The sequence below is a fragment of the Roseateles sp. YR242 genome (assembly GCF_900109745.1).
Lineage (GTDB): Bacteria > Pseudomonadota > Gammaproteobacteria > Burkholderiales > Burkholderiaceae_C > Roseateles.
On record NZ_FOAV01000001.1, the window covers coordinates 612129 to 638763 of the forward strand.

The 26635-nt window shown below is 67.0% G+C and carries 18 protein-coding genes; 12 read left to right on the forward strand and 6 right to left on the reverse strand.

Annotated features, from left to right (window positions below):
* The first annotated feature begins 6 nt into the window (after window positions 1-6).
* Window positions 7-855 (forward strand): DUF924 family protein, encoded by an 849-nt coding sequence (locus BMY53_RS02630; RefSeq protein ID WP_177200681.1) that lies wholly within the window; start codon window positions 7-9, stop codon window positions 853-855.
* A gap of 11 nt (window positions 856-866) precedes the next feature.
* Here BMY53_RS02630 and BMY53_RS02635 read toward each other — a convergent pair whose 3' ends face one another.
* Window positions 867-2582: a long-chain fatty acid--CoA ligase gene (locus BMY53_RS02635; RefSeq protein ID WP_092943295.1), complete on the reverse strand. Its 1716-nt coding sequence runs from the start codon at window positions 2580-2582 to the stop codon at window positions 867-869.
* 218 nt (window positions 2583-2800) lie between these two features.
* Here BMY53_RS02635 and BMY53_RS02640 point away from each other — a divergent pair, with 218 nt between their 5' ends.
* Window positions 2801-3391 carry a putative pterin-binding protein gene (locus tag BMY53_RS02640; RefSeq protein WP_310732093.1) on the forward strand — a complete coding sequence of 197 codons (591 nt, stop codon included), beginning with the start codon at window positions 2801-2803 and terminating at the stop codon, window positions 3389-3391.
* Complete coding sequence (locus BMY53_RS02645) at window positions 3388-5262, forward strand: ATP-binding protein (protein ID WP_092943297.1); 1875 nt, start codon at window positions 3388-3390, stop codon at window positions 5260-5262. Before BMY53_RS02640 ends, BMY53_RS02645 begins: the two co-directional genes overlap by 4 nt.
* 58 nt (window positions 5263-5320) lie before the next feature.
* Here the strand turns inward: BMY53_RS02645 and murB are convergent, their stop codons facing one another.
* Window positions 5321-6391, reverse strand: coding sequence for a UDP-N-acetylmuramate dehydrogenase (murB, locus tag BMY53_RS02650; protein ID WP_177200682.1), 1071 nt, complete (start codon window positions 6389-6391; stop codon window positions 5321-5323).
* Between the two features lie 84 nt (window positions 6392-6475).
* Here murB and BMY53_RS02655 point away from each other — a divergent pair, with 84 nt between their 5' ends.
* From BMY53_RS02655 to ilvD, 4 genes are all read left to right on the forward strand, one after another.
* The gene (locus tag BMY53_RS02655; protein ID WP_092943299.1) at window positions 6476-6970 is read left to right on the forward strand and encodes a YajQ family cyclic di-GMP-binding protein; all 495 of its coding nucleotides are present in this window, start codon (window positions 6476-6478) and stop codon (window positions 6968-6970) included.
* Window positions 6971-7213: 243 nt separating this feature from the next.
* Window positions 7214-10000, forward strand: a complete 2787-nt coding sequence (gene prsT / locus BMY53_RS02660; RefSeq protein ID WP_177200683.1) for an XrtA/PEP-CTERM system TPR-repeat protein PrsT — start codon at window positions 7214-7216, stop codon at window positions 9998-10000.
* Between the two features lie 183 nt (window positions 10001-10183).
* On the forward strand, window positions 10184-11020 hold the full coding sequence (xdp1, locus tag BMY53_RS02665) for an exosortase-dependent surface protein XDP1 (protein ID WP_092943303.1): 837 nt from the start codon (window positions 10184-10186) through the stop codon (window positions 11018-11020).
* A gap of 724 nt (window positions 11021-11744) precedes the next feature.
* Window positions 11745-13604, forward strand: coding sequence for a dihydroxy-acid dehydratase (ilvD, locus tag BMY53_RS02670; protein ID WP_092943305.1), 1860 nt, complete (start codon window positions 11745-11747; stop codon window positions 13602-13604).
* 30 nt (window positions 13605-13634) lie between these two features.
* Here the strand turns inward: ilvD and BMY53_RS02675 are convergent, their stop codons facing one another.
* Window positions 13635-14615: an isoaspartyl peptidase/L-asparaginase family protein gene (locus tag BMY53_RS02675; RefSeq protein ID WP_092943777.1), complete on the reverse strand. Its 981-nt coding sequence runs from the start codon at window positions 14613-14615 to the stop codon at window positions 13635-13637.
* 155 nt (window positions 14616-14770) lie between these two features.
* On the opposite strand from BMY53_RS02675, the gene BMY53_RS02680 reads away from it, so the two are divergent.
* From BMY53_RS02680 to BMY53_RS02695, 4 genes are read left to right on the forward strand one after another with little or no spacing between them, the layout of a single operon-like run.
* Window positions 14771-15949: an acyl-CoA dehydrogenase family protein gene (locus BMY53_RS02680; RefSeq protein ID WP_092943307.1), complete on the forward strand. Its 1179-nt coding sequence runs from the start codon at window positions 14771-14773 to the stop codon at window positions 15947-15949.
* Between the two features lie 15 nt (window positions 15950-15964).
* Window positions 15965-17077: an acyl-CoA dehydrogenase family protein gene (locus tag BMY53_RS02685; RefSeq protein WP_092943309.1), complete on the forward strand. Its 1113-nt coding sequence runs from the start codon at window positions 15965-15967 to the stop codon at window positions 17075-17077.
* A gap of 45 nt (window positions 17078-17122) precedes the next feature.
* The gene (locus BMY53_RS02690) at window positions 17123-18172 is read left to right on the forward strand and encodes a P1 family peptidase (protein WP_177200684.1); all 1050 of its coding nucleotides are present in this window, start codon (window positions 17123-17125) and stop codon (window positions 18170-18172) included.
* Between the two features lie 30 nt (window positions 18173-18202).
* Entirely contained in the window at window positions 18203-18976 is a 774-nt protein-coding gene (locus tag BMY53_RS02695) for a pseudouridine synthase (RefSeq protein WP_092943311.1), read from the forward strand.
* Window positions 18977-19016: 40 nt separating this feature from the next.
* On the opposite strand, the gene BMY53_RS02700 is transcribed toward BMY53_RS02695, so the two are convergent.
* Window positions 19017-20891, reverse strand: coding sequence for a hypothetical protein (locus BMY53_RS02700; RefSeq protein WP_143073885.1), 1875 nt, complete (start codon window positions 20889-20891; stop codon window positions 19017-19019).
* 284 nt (window positions 20892-21175) lie between these two features.
* Entirely contained in the window at window positions 21176-23296 is a 2121-nt protein-coding gene (locus tag BMY53_RS02705) for a hypothetical protein (protein ID WP_143073886.1), read from the reverse strand.
* 170 nt (window positions 23297-23466) lie between these two features.
* Here BMY53_RS02705 and BMY53_RS02710 point away from each other — a divergent pair, with 170 nt between their 5' ends.
* Entirely contained in the window at window positions 23467-25284 is a 1818-nt protein-coding gene (locus BMY53_RS02710) for an ATP-binding protein (RefSeq protein ID WP_177200685.1), read from the forward strand.
* Here BMY53_RS02710 and BMY53_RS25300 read toward each other — a convergent pair.
* Window positions 25205-26344, reverse strand: coding sequence for a hypothetical protein (locus tag BMY53_RS25300; RefSeq protein ID WP_143073887.1), 1140 nt, complete (start codon window positions 26342-26344; stop codon window positions 25205-25207). The genes BMY53_RS02710 and BMY53_RS25300 overlap by 80 nt on opposite strands.
* Between the last annotated feature and the right edge of the window lie 291 nt (window positions 26345-26635).

Genomic DNA, 26635 nt, shown 5'->3' on the forward strand with positions numbered 1-26635 from the left:
GGCCCTGTGAATTTCGTCATCCAGCACCATCCGGACACCCATTGCTTTGTGGCGCCGTTGCAGCCCGGCCTGTTGTGCCGGCTGGACTATGAGCGCCACGGCGAGCAATTGATCATCACCCACACCGGCGTGCCCGCGCAGTTGCGCGGCCAGGGCCTGGCCAGCCAGCTGGTGGAAGCGGCCGTGCGCTGGCTGGCGCCGCTGTCGCTACAGCTGGTGCCGGGCTGCACCTACGTGCGGCATTGGCTGGAGCAGCACCCGCACTGGCAACGCCTGACCGCATCAGCGCCGGCGCAACGGGTGCTCAACGAATGGTTCGGCGCACTGGGCACCGAAGCGGACGGGCAGGTGCAGCCCAAATGGTTCAAGAAAGACAGCGCCTTCGACGACAGCCTGCGCGAGCGTTTCCTGCCGATGGTGGAAGCCGCGCGACGTGGCGAATACGACGAGTGGGATCGCAACCCCTGGGGCGCGCTGGCGCGTGTGCTGCTGCTGGACCAATTCACCCGCAACATCTTCCGCGACACCGCGCGCGCCTTTGATGGGGATCCGCAGGCGCTGGCCGCCGCACGCTCCCTGCTGCCGCGCCTGGACGCCCTCACGCCGCTGGAGCGGTGGTTCGCACTCATGCCGCTGGAACATGCCGAGTCGCTGGAGATGCAGGCGCTGAGTGTCAGCCAGTTCGAACAGCTGGCGCGCGAAGACACGCGGCTGGCCCAGGCCCTGGACTATGCCCGCAAGCATCAGGACGTGATCCGGCGTTTCGGCCGCTTCCCGCACCGCAACGAGATCCTGGGCCGCCCGAGCACAGCGGAGGAAGTGGCCTTCCTCCAGCAACCCGGCTCGCGGTTTTGATCACCGCCGCCTCACAACGGCGGCTCCTTCTCCTGCAGGAGCCGCCACATCACCTTGCCTGAGCCCGATTTGGGCAGGCTCTCCACAAACTCCACGATGCGCGGCGCCTTGTAGGGCGCCATGTGCTCATGGGCCCAGCCAATGACCTCCTGCTCGGTGGTCTTGCCCCGCGCCTCCGCGCGCAGCACCACCACCGCCTTGACGGTCTCGCCGCGATAGGCGTCCCTCGCAGCAATGACGCAGGCCTCCTGCACCGCCGGATGCCGGTACAGCAGCATCTCCACCTCGGAGGGCCAGACCTTGTAGCCGCTGGCATTGATCATGCGCTTGAGGCGGTCGGTGATGAAGAAGTAGCCCTCCTCATCCATGCGGCCCAGGTCACCCGTGCGGAAGAAGCGCTTGCCGTCCAGTTCCACAAAGGCCGCGTCGGTGGCCTCCGGCTGGCGCCAATAGCCCTTGAAGACCATGGGGCCGTGGCTGATGATCTCGCCCACCTCCCCCACCGGCAATTCCTCCAGCGTGGTCGGATCCACGATGCGTGCATCCACGCCGAAGATGGGGATGCCCAGGCACTGCAGCTTGGCGCGCTCCGGCGGGTTGCCATGGGTGGGTGCCGCCGTCTCGGTGAGGCCATACCCTTCCGCAAAGGTCAGGCCGAACTCCTCCAGCAGCCGCTCCGCCACGGCCTTGGGCATGGCCGCCCCGCCGCCGCTGAGATAGCGCAGGCTGGTGAGGTCGAAGCTGCGGTAGTTCGGGCTGGCGAACAGGTCGATGATCATCGTGGGTATGCAGGTCCAGTGCGTCACCCGGAAGCGCGAGATCAGGCTGCCGCAGAGTTCACGGTCCCAGCGCGGCATGATCACCAGCGTCATGCCGGTGAACACCGGGCCGAGCACCCCATACAAGGTGCCGGTAATGTGGAACATCGGCACCACCGCCAGCCCCACGGATTCGGCGCTGGCATAACCCCACTGGCAACCGCCGCAGCTGTTGGACATGAGCGTGGCATGGGTGTGTTCGCAGCCCTTGGGCAGGCCGGTCGTGCCCGAGGTGTAGGGCAGCATCGCCAGGTCGTCGGGGCCCGCGGTGTGTGCACTCGGCACGAGCTGTGCATCGAGTGCATCGCCCCAGGCCGTGGCACCGGCCGGCAGCTCGTGCCGGGCCATCAACCAGGTGCGCATGGCGTCCGGCACACGGCAGTCGGCATCCGGGCCGCCTTCAGGCAGGGCCTGCCAATACTGCGTCACCAGCACTGCGGCGGGCCGTTGGGCAGGGTCCAGGCGGGCGGCAGCAGCCGCCACCACGCCGGCGAGTTCACCACTGCAGATTACCACCTTGGTCTGCGGGTCCGTCAGGTAATGGCCAAACTCGTCTTCCCGGTTCATCGGGTTCACCGGCACCACCACGGCATCCGCACGGCTCACCGCATAAAACGCCACCAGGTACTGCGGGCAGTTCTGCATGAAGAGCGCCACGCGGTCTCCCTTGCGCACACCCTGGGCCTGCAGCCAGCCCGCCAGGGCCTCCGCCTGGCGCCGCAGCGCATCGAAGCTCAAGGTGGCACCCAGGAAGATGGTGGCCGGTTTGTCGGGGTAACGGCTGGCCGCCACGGCCAGGTTGAACCACAGCGAGGTCCGGGGTATGGCGAGTTCACGAGGCAGGCGCCGCGGCCAGTGGCTGTACTGGACCTGCGACTGCTCGGGACGAGGGGTCACCACGCGCGTCATCGTGCTTGTCTCCTGTTGTCGTTCTGGGGGCATTCCCGGGATCGTGATGCCCTGATCTTCCCGCTGCAGCGACCCGGGTCTTGTCCCGGCAGCGACAAGCACAACAGGGACGCCTGTCGCCAGCACACGGGGGCCACCGCGGTGCACTGTGGCGTAAATCCTACTGGCCCTTCAAACGGGTGGCGCAGTGGATGGTGATCCGGTAGCAGTTGATTAGTATGCGGGCTTTCACCGACGACGGGCCTCCCCCGTACGCCTTGCCCATGCCTGTGTCGCGCCGTTCTGCGCTATGGATGTTCCTGGCCTCCGCTGCCCTCGCCGCAGCGGCCGTGACCGCCGCGACACCCGCCCTGGCGATCCCTGCGGACACCGCATTGGACACGCCCACCGGCCCGGTGGTGCTAAGCGTGGGCGGGGCGCTGCGCGTGACCAACAAGGACGGCCTGGCGCAGTTCGACATGGGCATGCTGGAGCGGCTGCCGCAGAAGAGTTTCCAGACGCTGACGCCGTGGTACGCCAAGCCCCGCAAGTTCACCGGCCCGCTGCTGCGGGATGTACTGGCGGCGGTGGGCAGCAACGGACAAACCATCGAAGCGCGTGCGCTGAACGACTACCGCGTGACCATTCCGGTGGCGGACATCCAGCGCTTTGATGTCATCGTCGCCCGGCTGATGGACGACAAGCCGATGTCGCTGCGCGACAAGGGGCCCTTGTTCATCATCTATCCGTTTGACGAACACACCGAGCTTCGCAACAGCGTCTATTACGGGCGTTCCGCCTGGCAGTTGAAGAGCCTGGAACTCCGATGACCTTGAGCGCCTCGCATCTGGCAGCGCGCCGCCGTTGGCGCCTCATCATGGCCGCCATCGGCCTGTTCCTGGTGCTGGCGCTGGCCGCCGCCGCCTGGTTGCAGGCACGGCAGTACCAACTGCTCAACGGCACCCGGCGCTACCAGGACGACTACCTGGTCTGGAGCCTGTTCCAGTTCGAGACCGAATACCTGAAACTGCGGCTCGCCCTGGAGCAGGCCGCGGGCCCCAGCCTGGCGGTGGACCCGGACCAGGTGGCGCAGCGTTACGAGATCTTCGTCAGCCGCCTCAACCTGGTGGAGAGCGAACACGCGGCCCAGGTGCTCTCGCACCACCCCGACTACCAGCGCACCGTCGCCCGCACCCAGGACTTCGTGCGCTGGGCCGATGCGCTGCCGCTGGACGCGGACATGATCCGCCAGCATCCCGACCGCCTCACCGAGGTGATCGAACGCCTGGACCCCTTGGCCGACCCGATCCGCGAGCTGTCGCTGACCTCCACCCACCATGTGGCGCAGGAAGTGACCGATCGCAACGACATCGTGCGCAGCCAGAGCCGCGTGGGCCTGGCCCTGACCGCCCTGCTGACGGCCCTGACCCTGTGCTTCGCCTGGGTGGCGGTGCGGCAGTTCAAGCGGCTGGAACGCTACGGCATCAAGCAGCATGGCCTGGCGGAACGGCTGCATGAGGCCCAGCGCGAGGCCGAAGCGGCCAACCGCGCCAAGACGGTGTTCCTGGCCAACATGAGCCATGAGCTGCGCACGCCGCTGCAGGGCCTGCTGGGCATGCTGGGCCTGTTGAAGGAAGCCCCCCTGAGCCCGCCGCAGCAGGAGCATCTGAAAGCGGCGAACGACTGCGCGCGCCATCTGCTGGCGGTGCTGGGCGACATCCTGGACGTGACCCGCATGGAAGCCGGCGGGCTGGCCATCACGCCCGAACCCCTGCAACTCAGCGCCCTGATGCGTGAGCTGGAGGGCCTATGCCGTCCGCAGGCCAGTGCCAAGGGGCTGACCCTGCATGTGACCATTGACGAGGACGTGCCCAACTGGGTGCAGGCGGACCCCACACGGCTGCGCCAGATCCTGCTGAACCTGCTGAGCAACGCCCTCAAATTCTCGGACCGTGGCCAGGTGGCCTGCGGCCTTCGCCGGGGCGTGGGCCCGCTGGGCGAAGACCTGCTGATCTTTGACGTGAGCGATACCGGGCCCGGCATGGACGCCGCCACGGTCTCGCGGCTCTTCCAGCGCTTCAGCCAGGGCGACGCCAGCGCCACGCGCCGTCATGGCGGGGCCGGCCTGGGGTTGGAGATTTCACGCCGGCTGGCGCGTGCCATGGGGGGGGACATCCACGTCCAGACCACGCCAGGCCAGGGCAGCCGTTTCAGCCTGGCGCTGCCACTGCGCCAGGGCCCGCAGACCCACCTGCCGACCCGCCCGGGCACGCCCTCCGTCAGTGACGACCCGGGCGCCCCCATCACCGGGCTGCAGGTATTGGTCTCCGAAGATCACCCCACCAACCGACTTGTCGTCGAGGCCATGCTGCAGAAGCTGGGCCATCACCCGACGCTGTGCGACAACGGCCTGCAGGCCTTGCAGCTGGTGCGCCATCAACGCTATGACATAGTGCTGATGGACCTGCACACACCGCAGATGGATGGCTTTGAGGCCACCCGTGCCATCCGGGAAATGCCGGCGCCGCGCGGCCAGTTGCCCATCATTGCGTTCTCGGCCGATGCCTTCGAGGAATCGCAGCGGATGGCCGAGGAAGCGGGCGTGAGCGCCTTCCTGCCCAAGCCGGTGGAGCTCGACGTGCTGCAGGCCTGCCTGCAGCGGCTGGCGCCACGGCCGGCCAGGCCGGAGGCGGCGGCCTGACCGCCGGTAGCGCCGGTAGCGCCGGTAGCGCCGGTAGGCAGGGCTCCCTGGACCCGGTCTAGATCACCACCGGTTCGGGCTCCAGTCGGATGCCGAACCGGCCGTAGACGCTCTCCTGGATGGCCCGGGCCAGCGTGACCACCTCGGCCCCACGGGCTTCGCCGCGGTTGACCAGCACCAGCGCCTGCTTTTCGTAGACGGCCGCGCCGCCGACGCTCTTGCCCTTCCAGCCGCAGGCATCGATGAGCCAGCCGGCCGCCAGCTTGAAATTGCCGTCCGCCATCGGGTAGTGAACGATGTGCGGGTCCCGCGCGATGATGTCGCGGCACTGCTCCTCGCTCACCACCGGATTCTTGAAGAAGCTGCCGGCATTGCCAATGCGGGCCGGGTCCGGCAGCTTGGCGCGGCGGATCTCGCAGACCCAGTCAAAGACCTGGCGCGCGTCCGGCGCGGTGATGCCGGTCTCGGCCATCTTGCGTTCGATGTCCAGGTAACCGATCTGCGGCTGCCACGGCTTGGGGCAGCGCAGCCGTACCTTGGTGATCACGCTCTTGCCGGACAGGCCTCCGTAGCCGGTCTGCTTGAAGACGCTGTCCCGATAACCGAAGCGGCACACCGATGCGGGCAGCGTGACGCGGCGCCCGGTGGTCAGGTCCACCACATCCACGCTGTCCAGCCGGTCCTTGAGCTCGACGCCGTAGGCGCCGATGTTCTGCACCGGGGCGGCGCCCACCGTGCCGGGGATCAGCGCCAGGTTCTCCAGCCCGGGCACGCCCTGGTCCAGCGAAAACGCCACCGCCTCATGCCAGGCCACCCCGGCACCGGCCTCGATGATCCAGGCGTCCTCGCGCTCCTCCACCCGCAGGCCGGGGATCTCCATCTTGAGCACCACCGCGTCCACATCGCGCGTCAGGACCAGGTTGGAGCCGCCACCCAGCACAAACTTGCTGGCACGGCCGAGCTCGGGATGGTCCACCACACGGCGTACGTCCAGTTCTTCCCGGATGCGCACCAGCCGGCGTGCCAAAGCGGGCAAGCCGAAGCTGTTGTAGGGCTTCAGATTGACATCGGTCTCGATGAGCAGGCCTTCGCGGCGCTCGGTCGGGGGTGTGGTGGGAACGGACTGCATGGCAGAATTCTCGCCGAAGAATGCGGGAAGCCCTCATCCGTCGCTCCCCCATACCGAACAACCACAACAGAGCAGTACAGCCACATGCCCAGCTTCGACACCGTTCTCGAACCCGACATGGTCAAGGTCCGCAACAGCGTGGACGCCAGCGCCAAGGAAATCGCCACCCGCTTCGATTTCAAGGGCACCAGCGCAGCCATCGACTACAAGGAAAAGGAAAAGGAAATCCACGCCACCGGCGACGCCGAGTTCCAGCTCGAGCAGATCGAGGCGGTGCTCTACGGCAAGCTGACCAAGCAGGGCGTGGTGCTGGGCTTCGTCGACAAGCAGGAGAAGATCGAGAAGCTCGGCGGCGATCGCGTCAAGCAGGTCTACAAGATCAAGGCCGGCCTGGAGTCGGCGGAAGCCAAGAAGGTCGTGGCCGCGATCAAGAACAGCAAGATCAAGGTGCAGGCCGCCATCGAGGGCGACATCGTCCGCATCACCGGCAAGAGCCTGGACGATCTGCAGGCGGCCCAGGCCGTGCTGCGCAAGGACGTGGCGGACCTGCCGCTGAGCTTCGACAACTACCGCAAGTAAAGCCCGGGCCGGCCTCACCGGCCGTCAGGGCGACGGTCACACCCGCCGGGTGTTCGCGGGCAGGCCGGGTCGGCCCGGCCGCCGCGCAGGCCCGGGGTACCGCCACCAGAACCGTGCCGTGGAGGAGACAGCATGCGTGCATCAGCAACGCAGAAGGCCGTTGAGGTCAGGCATGAGGCCAGGGGTGAGGCCATTCAAGAATCCAGTCGTGAGACCAGGCATGGAGCCCGGCGAGCCGGTTGGATGACCGTCCTGGCTGGTGCCCTGGCTGTGTGCCTGAGCAGCAGTGCCCACGCGGACAGCGTGAAGGCGTCGCGCTTCTACGAGGATGCGCTCAAGCGTTTTGAGCGGCGTGATGTGGACGGCGCCATCATCCAGCTCAAGAACGCCCTGCAGCAGGACGCGCGCCTGCTCTCGGTGCACGTGCTGCTGGGCAAGGCCCTGCTCTCGCGCAGCGAAGCCGCTGCCGCCGAGATCGAATTCAACGAGGCCCTGCAGCTGGGCATCAACCGCGCCGAAGTCGCCGTGCCGTTGGCGCAGGCCCTGGTGGCCCAAGGCAAGCAGGCCGACGTCTTCAAGCTGGCGGTGCTCAATCCGGACGGGCTGCCCGACGCCACGCGCCAGGCCCTGCTGCTGGTGCGCGCGGGTGCGGCCTCGGACCTGGGGGACGCCCCCCGTGCCCAGGCTCTGGTGGACGACGCACGCGCGCTCAATGCCAACGCACCCGAGGCCTGGGTAGCGGAAGTCCCGTTGCGGGTGCGCGCGCGCCAGTTCGACCGGGCGGACGTGGCGGCCGACCGCGCACTTCAACTGGCGCCCAACAATGCCGAGGCGCTCTACCAGAAGGCCACCATCGCCCATGTGCAGGGCCGCCTGGACGAAGCCCTGCGCGGTTATGACCGTGTGCTGGCCGTGGACAGCCGCCACCTGGAAGCCCAACTGGCGCGCCTGGGCATCCTGGTGGACCAGGGCCGTCAGGAACCCGCGCAGGCCGCGCTGCAGGCACTGCTGAAGCAGGCCCCCACGGAGCCGCGTGCGCTCTACCTGAGCGCGGTGCTGGCCGAACGTCGTGGGGACGGTCCCGCTGCGTCCAACGCCCTGAAAGCGGTGACGACCCAGCTGGATCCCGTTCCGCTGGACTACATCCGCTACCGTCCACAGGCGCTGATGCTCAATGGCCTGGCCCACTACGGCCTGGGTGAGCCGCTGAAGGCCAAGCCCTATCTGGAATATGCGCAGCGCGTGCAGCCCAACAGCCCCTTGTCCAAGCTGCTGGCGCAGGTTTATGCGGCCGAGCCCAATCTGGACCGTGCCAGCGAGGTGCTGGAGACCTACCTGAAGGCCTTCCCTGGCGATAGCCAGGCCTTGGTGATGATGGCCTCGCTGCAGATGGCGCAAGGCCGACATGGGCGGGCGACGGCCCTCATGCAGGAAGCGCTGCGCGGCCGGGATGCGCCCGAGTTCCACACCGCCCTGGGCCTGTCGCTGATTCGCGGCGGCCAGATCGGCAGCGCGGCCGACGAGCTGGAGAAAGCCTTCCAGCGCGACCCCGGCCAGACCTATGCCGGTCTCTCGCTGGCCACGCTCTACCTGCGCAACGGCCAGCCGGCCAAGGCCGTGGCCGTGGCGGACCGGCTGGTGAAGCAGCAGCCGGGCAACCCCAGTGTCTGGATGATGCAGGGGGCGGCACGGCAGGCCAACAAGGACATCGCGGGCGCACGGCAGTCTTTCCAGCAGGCGTTGCAGGTGGATGGGCGCCTGGCCGAACCGCAACTGGGCCTGGCGCGACTGGACATCATCGAGCGGCAGTTCGACGCCGCCCAAGCCCGCCTGGACACCCTGCTTCGCGTCGACGAGCGCCAGGTGGACGCGCTCTACGAGATGGCCTTGCTCAGCGAGGCCCGAGGCCAGCCGGCGGAGGTGCAGCGTTGGCTCTCCAAGGCGGTGGACGCCAGCACGCCGCGGCAGACGCGGGCCGACCAGGCCCTGGTCGCGTGGCTGCTCAGGCAGGACCAGCCTGGCGCAGCGCTGGAGGCTGCCAGGCGCTTGCTGGGCAAGGTGCCCGACGACCTGCAGGCCATGATCACCTACGCCCGGGTGCAACTGGCCAATCGGGACACGGCCGGCGCCAAGGCGACGCTCAACAGCGCCGCGCGCCGCTCCGGCTTCGACCCGCAACCGCTGGTGGACATTGCTGCGCTGCAACTGGCGGCCAAGGATCCCACCGGCGCGGCCTACAGCCTGGACAAGGCCTTGTCTTCCGCGCCACAACACGTGCCGGCCCTTGCCCTGTCCGCCACCGTGGCACTGCAGCAGGGGAATCCGGTGCAGGCGGAGAAACAAGCGCGCCAGGTCATCTCGCTGCAGCCGACCCGGGCGGTTGGCCACCTGTTGCTGGCCGATGTGTTCCAGGCCCGCCACCAGCCGGCGCAGGCGCTGGAGGCGCTGCGCAAGGCGCATGAGGTGGAGCCCACCAGCGGCAGCCTGCTGGCCCTGATGCGCGCCCTCAGCCATCAGGATGGTGGCGGCAAGGCTGCTGCCGAGCTGGCCGAACGCTGGCTGCAGGCACGCCCCGGCGACGTGGCAGCGTGGAAGGCGCTGGGTGACACGCAGGCCCGCGCTGGCAGCTTCACATCCGCGCGCAAGAGTTATGACGCAGCGCTGCGTCTGCGCCCCAATGATGCCGAGACGCTGAACAACCAGGCCAATGTTCTGCTCAAGCTCGGCGAGGCCACCGCCGCCCTGCCGCTGGCCGACAAGGCTTTGGCGCTGGAACCACGCAACGCGCTGGTCATCGATACCGCAGGCTGGGCGCACCACCTGGCAGGCAACGGCGAGCGCGCGCTGCAACTGTTGCGCGACGCGCGGCTGCGCGAGCCAGGCAACCCCGAGATTCGTTACCACCTGGCTGCGGCCCTGGCGCAGGCCGGTCGCAAGACGGAGGCTCGTGAAGAATTGGACGCCGCCTTAAAAAATCGCGCATTCGGCAGCGTGAAAGAGGCACAGGCGCTGGGCCAAACCCTCAGGTGAGGGGCTGCTGTGCATGTCAGGAATATTTACATTGCATTCCCAGCAGGGGTGAAACGGGGCACCAAAGAGCGCTAAGTGTCTGTCACGCAAGGGCCGAGGGCTGATGGCCCGGCGATTGCTTCAAGCAGTGTGACGCACTTAAACGCCAACGGCGACCACGCCGGACAGGATCGGGGGATTGATATGCGCAATGCTTTACAACGACTGAAGGTCTGTGCCGTGATGGCACTGGCTGCGGGCCTGCCGCTCGCTGCTCACGCAGACGCCACCTGGACGGCCAGCAGCTGCGTCAGCAACTGTGCCGAATCCGGTGACCCGGCCCCCAACGTGAGCTACAGCGCTTATTCGGCCGCCATCAACACGAACAGCGGTGGTGCTTATGTGAGCACCGGTTCCTTTGCGGCCAGCACGCTTGCCTATTACAGCGGCAGCGGCTTTGGGGTGACGGCGCCGACGGGCGATGCCCAGTCGCCCAACCATGCGCTGGACAACTACGGTTACCAGGACCTGATCCTGTTGAAGTTCGATGACCTGGTGAAGCTCACCCAGGTGAAGATTGGCTGGTCCCAGTACGACAGCGACATCACGGTGCTGGCCTACACCGGCAGCACCTCGGGCGTGAACGTCGCCAGCACCATCACCGGCAAGAACGCTGGCACCTTGACGGGCAGCGGCTGGTCGCTGGTGGGCAGCTATGCGGACCTGGTCAGCGGCACCAACAAGGCCATCAACTCGCAGGGTTTGAGCTCCAGTTGGTGGATCATCACTGCCTACAACTCGCAGTTGGGCGGCGCGCCGACTGGTGCTGATGGTGGCACCTCTGGCCTGACGCGGGGCACGGGCGCCAGCTACGCCGGCTATGACTTCGTGAAGCTCTACTCCGTCACGGGCACCACGACCACCACCACGCAGCAGCGTGTGCCCGAACCGGCCACGTTGGCACTGGCCTCCGTGGCCTTGCTGGGTGTATTCGGTGTGCGCAGACAGCGCCGAATGCGCGCCGAAGCCGTCTCGGACTGACCGGCAAGGTTTCTTTCCGGCGAAGCCACCCTTCGCAAAATGACCCCAAGTGCCAAAGACGCCCCCAGGAGGGGCGTTTTTCATTGTGAGCCAGGACGTGATGGCACCCGCGCATGCCTGGCGTGTTCCAGTGGGCGTACTCGCTGGCGCGGGCAGCGTCGCGGCATGTGCCTGACGGGGTACTCGGTTCGGCGAGTACCGGGCCGGTGCCTGTTTGCGTAAGTCAAGGAGGAGCCCGCGGAGCGGGCGGGGGACATGGAGCAAACAGGTGCCGGCCCGGTGCTCGCTGGCGCGGGCAGCGTACCCGTGGCATGTGCCTGACGGGGAAACTCGGTTCGGCGAGTACCGGGCCGGTGCCTGTTTGCGTAAGTCAAGGAGGAGCCTGCGAAGCGGGCGGGGGACATGGAGCAAACAGGTGCCGGCCCGGTGCTCGCTGGCGCGGGCAGAGGATCCCCCCCGCCCAGAGGATCGCCACAAACGACGCCCCGCCCGCATTCCGGACATGGACAAGCCCATCCCCCTGCGCCCCGGAGGATAATCGCCCCATTCTCCCGAGGCCTAGCTCAAAAGGTGCCGCCCGGGCTCACCAGGTTGGAAACGAGGCGCTTACTCCCGCGGCCTGATTTCTATACGTGATGGCGCTTCGCGCCAGGCTGACACCAGCGCGTGCGCGTCAGTCTGCCCGCGACAGTTCTTCAGACGATATTTTTTCAGCGACCCCCCGATGCCCGCATACCGTTCCAAAACCTCCACCGCCGGCCGCAACATGGCGGGTGCACGTTCCTTGTGGCGTGCCACCGGCATGAAAGACGAGGACTTCTCCAAGCCCATCATCGCGGTGGTGAACTCGTTCACCCAGTTTGTGCCCGGCCACGTCCACCTCAAAGACCTCGGCCAGCTGGTCGCGCGCGAAATCGAGGCCGCTGGCGGCGTGGCCAAGGAGTTCAACACGATCGCGGTGGACGACGGCATCGCGATGGGCCATGACGGCATGCTCTATTCGCTGCCCAGCCGCGACATCATCGCGGACTCGGTCGAATACATGGTGAACGCGCACTGTGCGGATGCGATGGTCTGCATCTCCAACTGCGACAAGATCACCCCCGGCATGCTGATGGCCGCCATGCGCCTGAACATCCCGGTCATCTTCGTGTCCGGCGGCCCCATGGAAGCCGGCAAGGTGCGCCTGGCCGTGCCGGGCTCCTCCACCATCCAGATCAAGAAGCTCGACCTGATCGACGCCATGGTGATGGCGGCGGACAGCAAGGTGAGCGATGCCGAGGTGGCCGAGGTGGAGCGTTCCGCCTGCCCCACTTGCGGCTCCTGCTCCGGCATGTTCACGGCCAACTCGATGAACTGCCTGACGGAAGCGCTGGGCCTGTCGCTGCCGGGCAATGGCACGGTGGTGGCCACGCACGCGGACCGCGAACAGCTTTTCAAGCGCGCCGGGCGCCGCATCGTGTCGCTGACCCGCGAGTACTACGAAGGTGACGATGAGCGGGTGCTGCCGCGCTCGGTGGGCTTCAAGGCCTTCGAGAACGCGATGACCCTGGACATCGCGATGGGTGGTTCGACCAACACCATCCTGCACCTGCTGGCGATTGCGCGGGAGGCGGAGATCGATTTCTCCATGACGGACATCGACCGTCTGTCCCGCGTGGTGCCGCAGCTGTGCAAGGTGGCGCCCAACACCAACAAGTACCACATCGAAGATGTGCACCGCGCTGGCGGGATCATGGCCATCCTGGGTGAGCTGGACCGCGCCGGCAAGCTGCACACGGATGTGCCGACGGTGCATGCGCCATCGCTCAAGCATGCGCTGGACCAGTGGGACATCGTGCGCACGGAAGATGAAGCGGTGCGCACCTTCTACCGTGCTGGCCCCGCCGGCATTCCCACCCAGGTGGCGTTCAGCCAGAGCGAACGCTTCCCCAGCCTGGACCTGGACCGCGCCGAAGGCTGCATCCGGTCGAGTGAACATGCGTTCTCGCAGGAAGGCGGACTGGCCGTGCTCACGGGCAACATCGCGCTGGATGGTTGCGTAGTGAAGACCGCCGGCGTGGATGACAGCATCCTGGTGTTCGAAGGCACGGCCCATGTGACGGAGTCGCAGGATGAAGCGGTGGAGAACATCCTGGCGGACCAGGTGAAGGCCGGGGATGTGGTCATCGTGCGTTATGAAGGCCCCAAGGGCGGCCCCGGAATGCAGGAAATGCTCTACCCGACCAGCTACATCAAGTCCAAGGGCCTGGGCAAGGCCTGCGCGCTGCTGACGGATGGCCGGTTCTCGGGCGGAACCTCCGGCTTGTCGATCGGGCATTGCTCGCCGGAAGCAGCGGCGGGCGGCGCCATCGGGCTGGTGCGCAACGGGGACAGGATCCGGATCGATATTCCGAACCGCACCATCAATGTGCTGCTGTCGGACGAAGAACTCGCCCACCGTCGGGAGGCCCAGAATGCCAAGGGCTGGAAGCCGGTGAAACCACGGCCGCGCAAGGTGTCCGCAGCATTGAAGGCCTATGCCAAGCTGGTGATGTCTGCGGACAAGGGTGCGGTGCGGGATCTGTCGCTGCTGGACGACTGAGGTTCTCAGTCTTTCGGCGCACAGCGCCGATCAGTCCTCCCGATAGACGCCCACAGCCGGCGCAGCCCCGATGCGGACGGCGCCGCGATACATGCCTTCGGTGTTGAACCCCAGGTGGACATGGCCATGGCGGTCGACAGCGATCAGCCCACCGTCACCATCCACCAAGGGCAGTTCCTCAAAGAGCACCCGCTGGCAGGCGGCTTCCAATGAAAGCCCGCCAATCCGGATCAAGGCGGCCACCTCGTGCGCCGCTGCAACGCGTATGAAAGCCTCACCGGTCCCCGTGCAGGACACCGCCACGCTGCGGTCGTCGGCATAACAGCCGGCACCCAGGATGGGTGAGTCGCCGACGCGCCCATCCCGCTTGTTGGTCATGCCGCCGGTGGAGGTGGCCGCCGCCAGATGGCCGGCGGTATCCAGCACCACCGCGCCGACCGTGCCGAACTTGTCTCGTTCGTCGATGGGGCCGGAATGGTCCAGTACCTGTCCCAACGACTGCTCCTGCACCTGGCGCAGCTGCGCCAGACGCTGCGGCGTGCCGAACCAGCCCGGATCCACGCACGCCAGCCCCTGCGCCTGGGCAAAACGGTCGGCCGCTGCGCCGATCAACATCACATGGCCGCTGCGGCGCATCACCGCCTGCGCGGCCAGCACGGGGTTGCGAACCGTGGTCACCCCCGCCACCGCACCCGCCGACAGATCACTGCCATCCATCACGCTGGCATCCAGTTCGTGCCGGCCCAGCGCTGTGTAGACCGCCCCCTTGCCGGCATTGAAGAGTTCGCACTCCTCCAGCATCTGCACTGACGCCACCGCCACCTCCACGGCAGAAGCGCCTTGCGCGAGCATGCGTTCACCAGCGGCCAGCACCGCCTGCAGGGCCGACCGGTAGTCGGACTCCATATCGCCGGACATGCGGGAACGCAGGATCGTGCCCGCGCCGCCATGGATGGCCAGCACGGCTCGATCGCGTGGGGCGGCAGATGCAGGAGGCGAAGAGATGCGCATGGAGAACTCCAGGGGAAACGCGTCATTCTCGCGCTTGCCGGTCCGTGCCAAAGCCGCGTGGCGCGCTCGCGCTTGTCCCGGTCGAGACACGCGAAAAGCGAACGCTCGTGCTAAAAACTCGGGCAGTCAAGCAGACCGACTTGAGGAGACAAGCGATGGACCTCAACTTCACCCCGGAGGAACAAGCCTTCCGGGCCGAGATCCGGCAGTGGGTGGCGGCGAACCTGCCCAAGAAAATCAGCCACAAGGTTCACAACGCCCTGCGGCTGACCAAGGACGACCTGCAGGCCTGGGCGAAGATCCTGGGCAAGCAGGGCTGGCACGGTTGGGCCTGGCCCCGGCAGTTCGGCGGCCCGGGCTGGAATGCCGTGCAACGCCATCTGTTCGAAGAGGAATGCGCCCTGGCGGGCGCGCCCCGCGTCGTGCCCTTCGGCCCGGTGATGGTGGCGCCCGTAATCATGGCCTTCGGCTCGCGTGAGCAGCAGGAACGTCATCTCCCCGGCATCATGAGCGGCGAGGTGTGGTGGAGCCAGGGCTACAGCGAACCCGGTGCCGGCTCGGACCTGGCCTCGGTGAAGACCCGTGCCGAGCGGCGGGGCGACACCTACATCGTCAACGGCCAGAAGACCTGGACCACCCTGGGCCAGTACGGGGACTGGATCTTCTGCCTGGTGCGCACCGACAGCTCGGTGAAGCCGCAGGCCGGGATTTCATTCCTGCTGATCGACATGAAGTCGCCGGGCGTGACCGTGCGGCCCATCATCATGCTGGACGGCGAGCACGAGGTGAACGAGGTGTTCTTCGACAACGTCGAAGTGCCGGCCGAGAACCTGGTGGGCGAGGAAAACAAGGGCTGGACCTACGCCAAGTACCTGCTCGCCCATGAACGCACCAACATCGCCGACGTGAACCGCGCGAAGCGAGAACTGGAACGGCTCAAGCGCATCGCCCACGCTGAAGGCGTTTACGAGGACGGCCGTTTCCGCGACCAGATCGCACAGCTGGAAGTGGACCTGGTGGCGCTCGAGATGATGGTGCTGCGGGTGCTCTCCGCCGAGAAGAGCGGCAAGCAGTCCCTGGACGTGGCGGGCCTGCTGAAGATTCGCGGCAGTGAAATCCAGCAACGCTACACGGAGCTGATGATGCTGGCCGCCGGCCCGTTCTCCACGCCCTTCATCCAGGAAGCAATGGAAGCCGGCTGGCAGGGCGACTACGTCGGCGCGGCCCATGCCGCGCCACTGGCCAGCCACTACTTCAACTACCGCAAGACCACGATCTATGGCGGATCCAACGAGGTCCAGCGCAACATCGTGGCCCAGACCGTGTTGGGCTGACCGAGGAGAACGCTCATGGACTTTGATTTCACCGAAGATCAGGCCTCGCTGCGCGACGCCGTGCGGCGCTTCGTCGACAAGGACTACGGCTTCGAGCAGCGCCGCGCCATCGTCAAGGAAGGTGGCTTCTCCAGAGCGGCCTGGGAGGGGCTGGTCGGCCTCGGCCTGACCGCCCTGGCCGTACCGGAAGCCCATGGGGGACTCGGCTTTGGGCCGGTGGACGCCATGGTGGTGATGGAGGAATTGGGGCGTGGGCTGGTGATGGAGCCGTACGCGCAGGCCGCCCTGGTGGCCCCTGCCGTGCTGGCCCATGCCAGCGCAGACCTGCAGGCCCGCTGGCTGCCGCGCATCGCCGCCGGCGAAGCGCTGGTGGTGCTGGCGCACCAGGAACGCGCCGCGCGCTACCGGCTGGATGTGAGCGACACGCAGGCCAGCCCCGACCACCGCGTCAGCGGCAGCAAGAGTTTGGTGAGCGCAGGCGAGCACGCCGATGCGTTCATCGTAGCGGCCAGGACCGCCGACGGCCTGGCGCTGTACCTGGTGGAACGCGATGCCGCAGGGGTCTCGTTGCGCGGCTACCGCCTGCATGACGGCTCCGCCGCCGCCGAACTGACACTGGCCGACACGCCCGCCACGCTGCTGGTGGATGGCCACCAGGGCCTGGCGGTATTGACCCATGCGGTGGACATCGCGATCGCCGCGCAAGCGGCAGAGGCCGTCGGCGTGATGGACCGGTATGTGGCCCTCACCGTCGAATACATGAATACGCGCAAGCAATTCGGTGTCGCCATCGCCAGCTTCCAGGCGCTGCGGCATCGGATGGCGGACGTGAAGATGCAGCTGGAGCTGGCACGCTCGATGAGCTACTACGCCACCCTGAAGCTCAACGAGCCGGCACAGGCACGCAGCCGCGCCATCTCGCAGGCCAAGGTGCAGCTCGGCCAATCCATGCGCTTCGTGGGCCAGCAGTGCACGCAGTTGCACGGCGGCATCGGGGTGACCGACGAATACATCGGCAGCCACTACTTCAAGCGGCTCACCGTGATGGAGATGCAGTATGGCGACACGCTGCATCACCTGGGCGAGGTGAGCCGCCAGATGCAGGACACCGCAGGCGTGTTTGCCTGAACCTACACTGTCGGCCTCCCTGGATGCGCTACGACGGAGTGCCTGATGTCCCCTGCCCTGCCTGTACCGAACACCGCCACCATCGGGTTGGGCAATAGTGGGGCGGATCGTCGTGGCAGTGGCAGCCTGTGTGACGTCGCCGGGCTGCGGGTCGGCCACTGGCAGCATCCCCAGGCTCCGACGGGCTGCTCCGTCGTCCTGTGTGAGCAGGGGGTGGTCGCCGGGGTCGACGTGCGCGGCGCAGCCCCCGGCACCCGCGAGACTGACCTGCTCCGACCCGAAAACACCGTCTCCGTCGTGCACGGCCTGGTGCTGACGGGCGGCAGTGCCTTTGGCCTGTCCGTGGCCGATGGCGTCATGCGCTGGCTGGCCGAACAGGGCCATGGTTTTGCGGTGGGCCAGGTACGGGTTCCCATCGTGCCAGCCGCCGTCCTGTTTGACCTCTGGCTGCACAGCCCTGCCACCGCCCCCGATGCCGCTGCTGGCCGCGCCGCCTGCGAAGCGGCCACCGCCACGCAGCAGGCGCGTGGCAATGTCGGCGCCGGCACGGGTGCCACGGTGGGCAAGCTGCTGGGCGTGTCGCACGCCATGAAAGGCGGCATCGGCATGGCCTCGCTGCGCGTGGGCGACGCCACACTCGCAGCCATGGTGGCCGTGAACGCCGTGGGGGACGTGGTGGATCCGCGCACGGGCGCCCTGCTCGCCGGCAGCCGAGGACCAGATGGCCGGCCACGTTCATCCGTCCAGGCCATCCTCGATGGCGAAGCCCTGGGCGGTGGCCTGGCAGGCAGCGCCACCACGCTGGGGGTGATTGCCACCGATGCCCGCCTCACCAAGGCGCAGGCGAACAAGCTGGCCCAGATCGCCCATGACGGCCTGGCGCGCAGCATTCAGCCCGTGCACACCGTGATGGACGGTGATGTGCTGTTTGCGCTGGCGACCGGAACGCTCGATCAGGCGGGCGACATGGCCCGGCTGGGGGCGGCCGCCGCCGAAGTGGTGGCCCGTGCGGTGGTGGACGCAGTGCAGGCGGCCCGTTCGCTGCCGCAGGCACCGGCCGCCACTGACCTGGCTGGCAGGACCAGCGACCTGTGACCCCTTGCCCGACAGGCGACAATCGGGCCCATGAAAGCTTCTTCCCGTGCCCCGCGCCCCGTCGCGATCGACCAGATTCTCTTCACCCAGGGCTTTGGCACCCGCCGCCATTGCGCAGGCCTGATCCGCCACGGACTGGTGTCCGTGGAAGGGCGTGTGATCGAAGACGCCGACGAGGCCTTCCTGACCGAGGGGCTGGTCTTCGAGGTCGAGGGCAGGGCCTGGCCGTTCCACGAGAAGGCCCTGATCCTGCTCTACAAGCCGGCCGGGTACGAATGCTCCCGCAAGCCGAGCCACCACCCCAGCGTTTTCAGCCTGCTGCCCGCGCCGCTTCGCGAGCGCGACATGCAGCCGGTGGGCCGCCTGGACGAAGACACCACCGGCTTGCTGCTGCTCACCGACGATGGCCCGCTCCAGCACAAGCTCACCAGCCCGAAATACCACGTCCCCAAGGTCTATGAGGCCACCTGCAAGGCACCCGTGGACGAAGCCCAGCTGCGCCAGTTGATGGAAGGCGTGCTGCTGGAGGAACGAGACCCGCGACTGGCCGCCGAACCGGTGCGTGCCGCCCAGGCGCGGATGCTGCCCGATGGCCGCCTGGAACTGACGCTGACCGAAGGCCGCTATCACCAAGCCAAGCGCATGGTCGCCGCGGTGGGCAACCGTGTGCTCGCCTTGCATCGGCGCGCCATCGGCCAGCTCAGCCTGCCAACGGATCTTTCCTCGGGCGGATGGCTTTGGCTGGACGACGAAGGGCGCCGCCAGGCACTCACGGCCGCAGAGGACGAGCCCGCCGCAGGCTGACCCATCCGGGGATCTGGGCCTCCCCTCCTCAACCCGGTCACTAGCGCGAGGTGCGCTTGTTTTCCTTCAGCATCAGCTCCGTCATGGCCAGCAGGCTGGTCAGATGGTCGGGCTGGCCCTTCAGGTCGAGGCTGTACTCCCGCATCAGGCGAGCCCATTCCGTCCTGACCGCATCGACGAGGTCCTTCGGTTCAAGCCCGCCAGTCTGGAAGCGCGTGTGGATCGCGTCCGCCGCCACCACCACGGCCGCACGGGCATCCACCGGCGGGCATTGCAACGCCACCACCTCCCGAGTGCCGCTGTCCCGGTAGAGCTCGATCAGCCTGGCGATGGCCAACAGCTTGGAAGGCGGAATGGCCCGGCGCGGCTCCAAGGGCACACGGACAAATTCCAAGCGGTTTTCCGTGTCGAGCGTGCTCTGTTCGAAGGCCGGTTCATCGTCCCTGCGCCGCGTCTCAGCCGCACCAGCAATCGTGGCGGACACCATCATGGCGCGCACAGACGCATCGGCCTTGTCAGCCCCCAGCGGTTCATCCGGGCCCAGCCACCAATCGAAGCAGGACTGTGTATCGGTGCCGTGGCGGTGAACCCCTTTCCCCATCGCATCGGGCGACACCCTGCGTTCAGCGTTCGAGGACAGGTCCACCACGGCGGTGATGTTGTGCTGCAGGCAGGCCTGTGCCCATGCCAGGTTCTGGGATGGCCCCATGCGTTCGAGGATCAGCGTCCTCGGCGCGGCCCAGGCGCCATGCAGCGGCGCTGCATGGATCGCCTGGAGACGAGGGTCTGGCGCCAACACCGCCTCCCGCTTGATCCCGTAATGGCCCACGCCACCAGGAATCGGCGCGTAGAGCTCTGGCGACGCCTCGGCAGCCCAAGCGACCGTCTCGGCAGCCAGGCGCGCACCTTCACCCGCATGGCGTCCCATCGCCCGGGTGTCACCCGGCCTGGGCCCCTTCGGCAGCACCTTCAAGCGGTCGTCAGGCCAAAACTCGCGCCTCCCGCCCGCGTTGCGGACTTCGACGATCTGTGTCCGCGAAGGCCGGGACAGCAGCAGCTCACCGAGGGACAGCAGCGAAGCGATGTGCTCGGGATGCCCGATCAGGCTGGAACTGCGGTTGATCCGCAGGGCCATACAGGCGTCTTGTACCGCATTGGCCACGTCTGCCATGTCGAACGGCTTGCGCTCATTCTCGGCGCGTTTAAACGCCTGATGCAGCCGCCAGCCAGCCGCAAGGACCGCAGAGCGGTCGTCACCGTTCGGCGACTGGAAGGCGGCGGTACGACCCGGTTCCGGCGGATGACTGGCCATCTTGTCGAACAGTTCCAGCATCGCGAGCGGAGAGATCGCCCACCCCGGCGCTGCAGCCACGTCCCAGGTACGCGGGGCGGCCAAGCGGTCCGCCTGCTTCAAGGCGCTCCGCAGCGGCCCACCCGACACGGGATCAAAACCGTCGAGCCCGATGCTCTGAGCCTCTGCGGGTGTCCCGATGCGGACCACGTGTGTCACGCCATGCGCCGCAGCCTGGGAGCGCCAGTCTCCGGCCTCCTCCGCTCGCGGCATGGCCATCACCACAACGCCGGACCCCACATGGTTAGCATGCAGTTGGCATTGGACTCGCTGATCCGAGCCCACCCCCGGCTCCAGCAGCGTGTGCGCAAACACCGGCATGTCGGGACCGGCACCGATCTGCTGTTCGCGCGTGGAAGCCGCATCACTGGCCGTATCGCGCTGCAACTCGGCCCAAAGTATCTTGGCTGGGCCCATGTGCTGAGACCAGAGCGCCTGCTCGTCCTTCTCGTCCTGTGAGGTGGCCGGGGGCAGGCGCAAGCTGCGGGTGGGGGCCGGCTCAACTGGGGGGGCGCAACCGGTGTCTTGATGAAGCCCCTGAGAAACTCGGTTGAGAAATCCCATGTTGTGAATTCCTGTTTTCTGTCGGTTGATGGTCAAAAAACACCCCACCCAAACAAACAACTTTCATGGCTCGACTGGAGGTGTCATGCCTGCGTTTGTGGCTCCCAACAGGTTTTCGGTTGGTAATTTGCTCGTGATCCCATCGCGGAATTGACCAAGTCGGCCCCCGGCGTTTTCCACGCGGGGGATCGGGGCTGGACGATGAAGGGCGCCGCCAGGCACTCGCAGCCGCAGAGGACGAGCCCTCGGCTGGCTGATCCCTCCGGGCATGCGGCCCCTGCTGGTTACCAGCGCATGGTTCCCTTGTTTTCCACCAGCATCAGCTCCGTCATGCCCAGCAGGCTGGTCAGATGGCTGGGATGGTTGGCCAGACCGGGGCTGTAATCCCGTACCAGGCGAGCCCATTCCGCCCTGGCCGCATTAACGAGATCCTTCGGTCCCAGCTTGCCAGCCTGGAAGCGCGTGTGGATCGCGTCCGCCGCCGCCACCACGGCCGCGCGGGCATCCACCTGCGGGCATTGCAAGGCCACCACCTCCCGGGTGCTGCTGCCCCGGTGGTCCGAGATCATCCTGGCGATGGCCAGGAGCTTGGAAGGCGGAATGGCCCGACGCGGCTCCAAGGGCACCCGGATGAATTCCAAGATGCGTTCTGTGTCGCGGGCGCGTCGATCAAACACCGGTTCGTCGCTCATATCCCGCTTCTCAGCCGCGCCGGCAATCGTGGCGGACACGATCATGCCGCGCACATGCGCATTGGCCCTGTCCGCCCCCAGCAGGTGCTCCGGACCCGGCCGCCAGTCGAAGCGGCAATGCGTATCGGCGCCGTGGTGGTGAACCCCTTTACCCATCGCATCGGGCGACTGCCGGCGTTCCGCGTTGGTGGACAGGTCCACCACGGCGGTGATGTTGTGCCGCAGGCACGCTTGTGCCCACGCCAGGTTCTGGGATGGCCCCATCCGTTCGAGGATGAGGGTTTCCGGCGCGGCCCAGGCGCCCTGAAGGGGGGCGGCCTTGATCGCCTGGAGTCGAGGGTCTGGCGCAAGCATCGCCTCTTGCTTGACCCTGTAATGGCCGACGCCACCGGGAATCGGCGTGTAGAGTTCTGGCGGCTCCCCGGCAGCCCGCCAGGCCATCACGGCGGCCGCCCGTTTGCCAATACGCGAATGTCGTGCCATGGCCCAACGGTCGATCTGCGAGGAATGCTGCGGCAACTCCTTCATGCGCGCGCCTACGACATAGGGGCGTAGCTTGCCGACATAGTGGAATTGGACGCGCTGCTGCTGCTGCGGACCCCGGGACATCAGCAGCTTACCAAGGGTCAGCAACGAGGCGATGTGCTCGGGATGTCCGATCTGGCTCGAACTGCGATTGCACCGCAACGCCATGCAGGAGGCCTGCACCACCTGGGCCACGTCCTCCATGCCGAACGTCGCCTTCTCGTCCCCCGCCTGCTTCGCGTTTTCCGCGCGCATGAACGCCTGGTAGAGCTGCCATCCCGCCGCAAACACCGCTGAGCGGTCGTCACCGTCCGGCGACTGGAACGCGACGATACGACCCGGTTCCGGCGGATGACTGGCCAACTTGTTAAACAGCCTCAGCATCTCGCGCGGACAGATCGCCGACTCTGGTGATACAGCCACGTCCCAGGTGCGTGGGGCGTCCGTGCGGTCCGCCTGCTTCAAGGCACTTCGCAGCGGCCCCCCCGACACGGGATCGAAACCGTCCATCCCCATGCACTGGGTCTCCTTGGTTGTCCCGATGCGGACCACGTGCGTCACACCATGCGCGGCAGACTGAGAGCGCCATGCGCCAGCCTCATCCGCGCGCGGCATGGCCATCACGACGACACCGGGGCCCACATGGTTCGCGTGCAGTTGGCGCGGGACTTTTTCATGTCGGCCACGAACCGGCGCCAGCAGCGTGTGCGGAACCACGGCCATCTTCGGACCACCTGCAAGCCGCTGCTCCCGGGCGGACGCGGCAGCATTGGCAGTGTCGCGATGCAGTTCGGCCCACATTGTCTTGGCCTCGGCCATCTGGTGAGACCAGAGCGACAGGTCATACCGCGGGGTGGCCGCGGGCAGCTGCAAGGTAGGGTCAGGTACCTGTGCCTCGGCGTGGGTGCCATAGCCGATGTCGCGCTGACGCCCGTGAATGATTCGGCTGAGAAATCCCATGATGTATTCCTGTCGTTGAACCTCAGAAACACCCCAACCGGAAAAAGCCACTTTCACGACTTGATTGAGGGTGTCACGCGCTCTTTTGTGGAGCGCAAAGGGTTTTCGGTTGGCAACGTGTTCGAGATCCCATCGCGGAATTGACCAAGTCGCCCCCAGTTCGCCCGTGGAACGTCCGGCGAGGAAACGCCAGTTACCGCCCACACAAACCAGCAGACGCACAAACAAGCCACAACGGTGCATGTACACGACGCTTCGAGGGAAGTCACCGAGTCATTTCGTCACGGGTTTTCGGTAGAAAGGCGTCACAAACGCGGCGCTCTGCACGAGCGCACGCAACACGCCGAAAAACGGCAACACACGGCTGCCCTCAGCGGCCGAGTCGTATGGGAAAGAGCTTGAACGTTTCTTGGCCGGAAGACGGCGAGACGCCTGTGGCCCTGGAGGTCCGGGCGGAGCGCTTGTCCGCGCTGCAGTCGCTGGTGCGACTGCCTGCGGCCGTGGGCGCGTTGTTCAGCGTCTTGCCGGTGCTGTTGCTCTGGCGTCACCTGGACCCCGCCGAACTGCTGTGCTGGCTGGCGGCGCGCTGGGCCATCTCCGCCTGGCGCGGGCTGGAGGCGCGGCGATATCTGAACGCGCCCGGCACCTTGCACGAGTTGCCGCGCTGGGAGCGCCGCTACCTCGCGGCGCTGCTGCTGGATGGACTGGCCTGGGGCATGGTGGGCGCGCTCTTCGCCACCCCCAACCTGCCAGAGATCGACGGCGCAGTGATGACCATCCTGGTCGGGCTGGCGGCCTTCACCCAAGTCACGCTGAACGCCTGGACGCGCGCGCAGGCACTGTTCTCTTCCCTGGTGCTGGCGCCGCTGATCGTGCGGCTGTGCCTGCAGGGCGGCACGGTGGCATGGCTGAGTGCCGGCGCCCTGGCGATGTTCTGGTTGCTGATGACGCTGGAGTCGCGCCGGGTGGAGTCACGCTCGCTGGAACTCCTGCGTCTGCGCTTCGAGCAGGCCCGGCTGGCGCAGCAAAGCCAGCTGGCCCTGCATGCGGCCGAGGAAACCAGCAGCAGCAAGAGCCGCTTCGTGGCCGTGATGAGCCACGAGATCCGCACCCCCCTCAACGGCATCCTGGGCATGGCCCAGTTGCTGGAGGGCGGAGAGCTGTCGGACCAGCAGCGCCAGCAGGTGGACATCGTGCGCCGCTCGGGACGCCATCTGCTGAGCCTGGTCAACGACATCCTGGATCTGGCGCGCATCGAGTCTGGCAAGCTGGTGGTGGATGCTCACCCGGTAGACCTGCGCGAGGTGGTGGGCGATGTGTGCCGTTTGCTGGGCGAGACTGCCCGGGCCAAAGGCTTGGGCTTTGATTGGCGCGTCACGGAGCAACTGCCTGCGCGGGTCATGGGGGACGCCTCCCGCATCCAGCAGATCCTGCACAACCTGGTGGGCAACGCCATCAAGTTCACCGATGTGGGCGGTGTCAGCGTGGACCTTTCCACCGTGCAGGACAACCGGTCCGGCGCCCTGTTGCGCTGTGCGGTGCAGGACTCCGGCGAGGGCATCCCGGCCGACCAGCTGGAACGCATCTTTGCGCCCTTTGAACAGGTGGTGGCCCACAAGGTGCGCCGCCACGACGGCACCGGACTGGGCCTGACCATCGCCCGCGAACTGGCACGGGCCATGGGCGGTGACCTGCGCTGTGTGTCCACCCCCGGCCTGGGTTCGGTCTTCGAGTTCACCCTGCCCCTGCAGGCTTGCGAGGCGCCCGCCGTGACGGAGCCGGCTCGTCCGCCTGGCGTCGCGGCTCAACCGCCCCGGCTCTCCGGCCGCGTCCTCCTGGTGGACGACAGCATGGTGAACCTGCTGGTGGCCACCACCATGCTGCAGCGCTGCGGCCTGGAAGTGACCACCGCCGAGCACGGGCTGGAAGCACTGGAACAACTGCGCGGCAGGCGTTTCGACCTGGTCCTGATGGACTGCCAGATGCCGGAACTGGACGGGTTCAGCGCCACGCGGGCCTGGCGTGAGGAGGAGGCCCGCCGCCTGCTGCCCCGCACGCCGGTCGTGGCGTTGACTGCCAGCGCCGTCAATGACGACCGGGACCGCTGCACCACCGCCGGTATGGATGACTTCCTGCTCAAGCCTTTTGAGATGGAAGACCTGCTGGCGGTGGTGGGGCGGCATCTGCGTCCTCGCCCGGCGGCGCGGGCGGCATGAGCGCAGGCAGCCGCCCGGGGCGCACCCGGGGCGTGCCTTCCACCATAGCGCGATGTTTCCGTACCTCGTTCAACTGGCCGGCATAAGACGGCGCCTTAGTCTTACTCGGGGGCGTATTCGATTTCGCGGAGGGCGGAAAGGCGCGGGACGGTTGCCTCATTGCTGGCGGGTGGCGTCCCCAGGCTTCCGCCAGCGCCAGTAAAGGCGCCAGCATCGGTGCCGTCCACACCATGGAAGGTCCACGCCGAGCGCGCAGATCCATGGCCAATTCCTTCACAAGAGCCGGCGTGTTTTGAGTGGGGTAGTTGGAATTCTGCAGGAGCCGACGCAATTGCATGGCAAGCAGCGTGGGCGCCGCACGGTCCAGGCCCTGCGCGCTCTGGACAACCACCGAGCACGCTGGCGGCGCCTGGGGGTCCTGTTGGTCGCTCCGTGCCTTGGTGAGCGGCGTCATGACCTTCGCGGCTAACGAGGCCGCCCAGGCCAGAAAGGCGGTTGTCGGCGCCAGTTCAGCGGGCTGTGGCACCCGCATGACGTGCATGGCATGGTGCCAAGTAGCGCCTCTCGCATCCGTTATATGCGCATTCAGGGTGCTGCGCTGCAGCGGTTCTGTCAAGCCCAGGGGCCATTCGACGCTTTCCGGCCGGGACAGTGTGGCACGTATCTGTGTGCCTTCTGCCCGGACCAAGCGGCCATCCAGGATGCTGCCGGCAACGCCGTCCCTCGCTCGTTCCTCGTCGGACCGCACATCAAGAACCAGGCCCGCCTTCGCTTCCCCCAGCGCCACCAGCCAGTCGCGTACCAGGTCGGGATGGTTCCCCGGCGGGGTGCCGCTCATGATCATGCCCGGCCAGATCTCCGTCGCATTGACGATGCGTCGCGAGTTCCCGGAGGGGTACTCGCCAGAAAAGCAGGGGAAACAGTGATGAAATAAAGCGCCCGCCGCGCTATACGGCTCCAAGGCCATGGTGTGCCCGAGCAGGGGCGAGGCAACCTCCAGGGCCTGCCCATTTCCCAGGACGGAAGGCAATGTGCAGACCGAGCCGTCGCCTGGCGGCATGCTCTCATGGCTGCCCGCCGAGGGACTGAGTGCATGCCGACTGGATAGAGACCATGGGTACTCGCCATTGACAGCTCCAACCATCCCCTCGGCCAGCGCCAGGAAACTTCGCATGCGCACAGGGCCATCCGCAGGCCACGGCGAGGCCGCTGGCGCTTGGGCGTTGAGCTGCGCACCAGGAGCATCGGCCACACCCTCCGCATGGAAGGAAGGATAGGTCGGCATCTCCAGCCGTGCCAAGTGCCATCGCATGGGGGATCCTCAAAGTCGGCAATGCGGGCTCAGTCCCCC

Bases quoted from the DNA above. Each gene is read 5' to 3' on its own strand.
- BMY53_RS25300 (WP_143073887.1), bottom strand. From the start codon at position 26,344: ATGCCGCCAGGCGACGGCTCGGTCTGCACATTGCCTTCCGTCCTGGGA.
- BMY53_RS02680 (WP_092943307.1), top strand. From the start codon at position 14,771: ATGGACCTCAACTTCACCCCGGAGGAACAAGCCTTCCGGGCCGAGATC.
- BMY53_RS02645 (WP_092943297.1), top strand. From the start codon at position 3,388: ATGACCTTGAGCGCCTCGCATCTGGCAGCGCGCCGCCGTTGGCGCCTC.
- xdp1 (WP_092943303.1), top strand. From the start codon at position 10,184: ATGCGCAATGCTTTACAACGACTGAAGGTCTGTGCCGTGATGGCACTG.
- BMY53_RS02695 (WP_092943311.1), top strand. From the start codon at position 18,203: ATGAAAGCTTCTTCCCGTGCCCCGCGCCCCGTCGCGATCGACCAGATT.
- BMY53_RS02640 (WP_310732093.1), top strand. From the start codon at position 2,801: ATGCGGGCTTTCACCGACGACGGGCCTCCCCCGTACGCCTTGCCCATG.
- BMY53_RS02685 (WP_092943309.1), top strand. From the start codon at position 15,965: ATGGACTTTGATTTCACCGAAGATCAGGCCTCGCTGCGCGACGCCGTG.
- BMY53_RS02635 (WP_092943295.1), bottom strand. From the start codon at position 2,582: ATGACGCGCGTGGTGACCCCTCGTCCCGAGCAGTCGCAGGTCCAGTAC.
- ilvD (WP_092943305.1), top strand. From the start codon at position 11,745: ATGCCCGCATACCGTTCCAAAACCTCCACCGCCGGCCGCAACATGGCG.
- BMY53_RS02700 (WP_143073885.1), bottom strand. From the start codon at position 20,891: ATGGGATTTCTCAACCGAGTTTCTCAGGGGCTTCATCAAGACACCGGT.
- BMY53_RS02655 (WP_092943299.1), top strand. From the start codon at position 6,476: ATGCCCAGCTTCGACACCGTTCTCGAACCCGACATGGTCAAGGTCCGC.
- BMY53_RS02675 (WP_092943777.1), bottom strand. From the start codon at position 14,615: ATGCGCATCTCTTCGCCTCCTGCATCTGCCGCCCCACGCGATCGAGCC.
- murB (WP_177200682.1), bottom strand. From the start codon at position 6,391: ATGCAGTCCGTTCCCACCACACCCCCGACCGAGCGCCGCGAAGGCCTG.
- prsT (WP_177200683.1), top strand. From the start codon at position 7,214: ATGACCGTCCTGGCTGGTGCCCTGGCTGTGTGCCTGAGCAGCAGTGCC.
- BMY53_RS02690 (WP_177200684.1), top strand. From the start codon at position 17,123: ATGTCCCCTGCCCTGCCTGTACCGAACACCGCCACCATCGGGTTGGGC.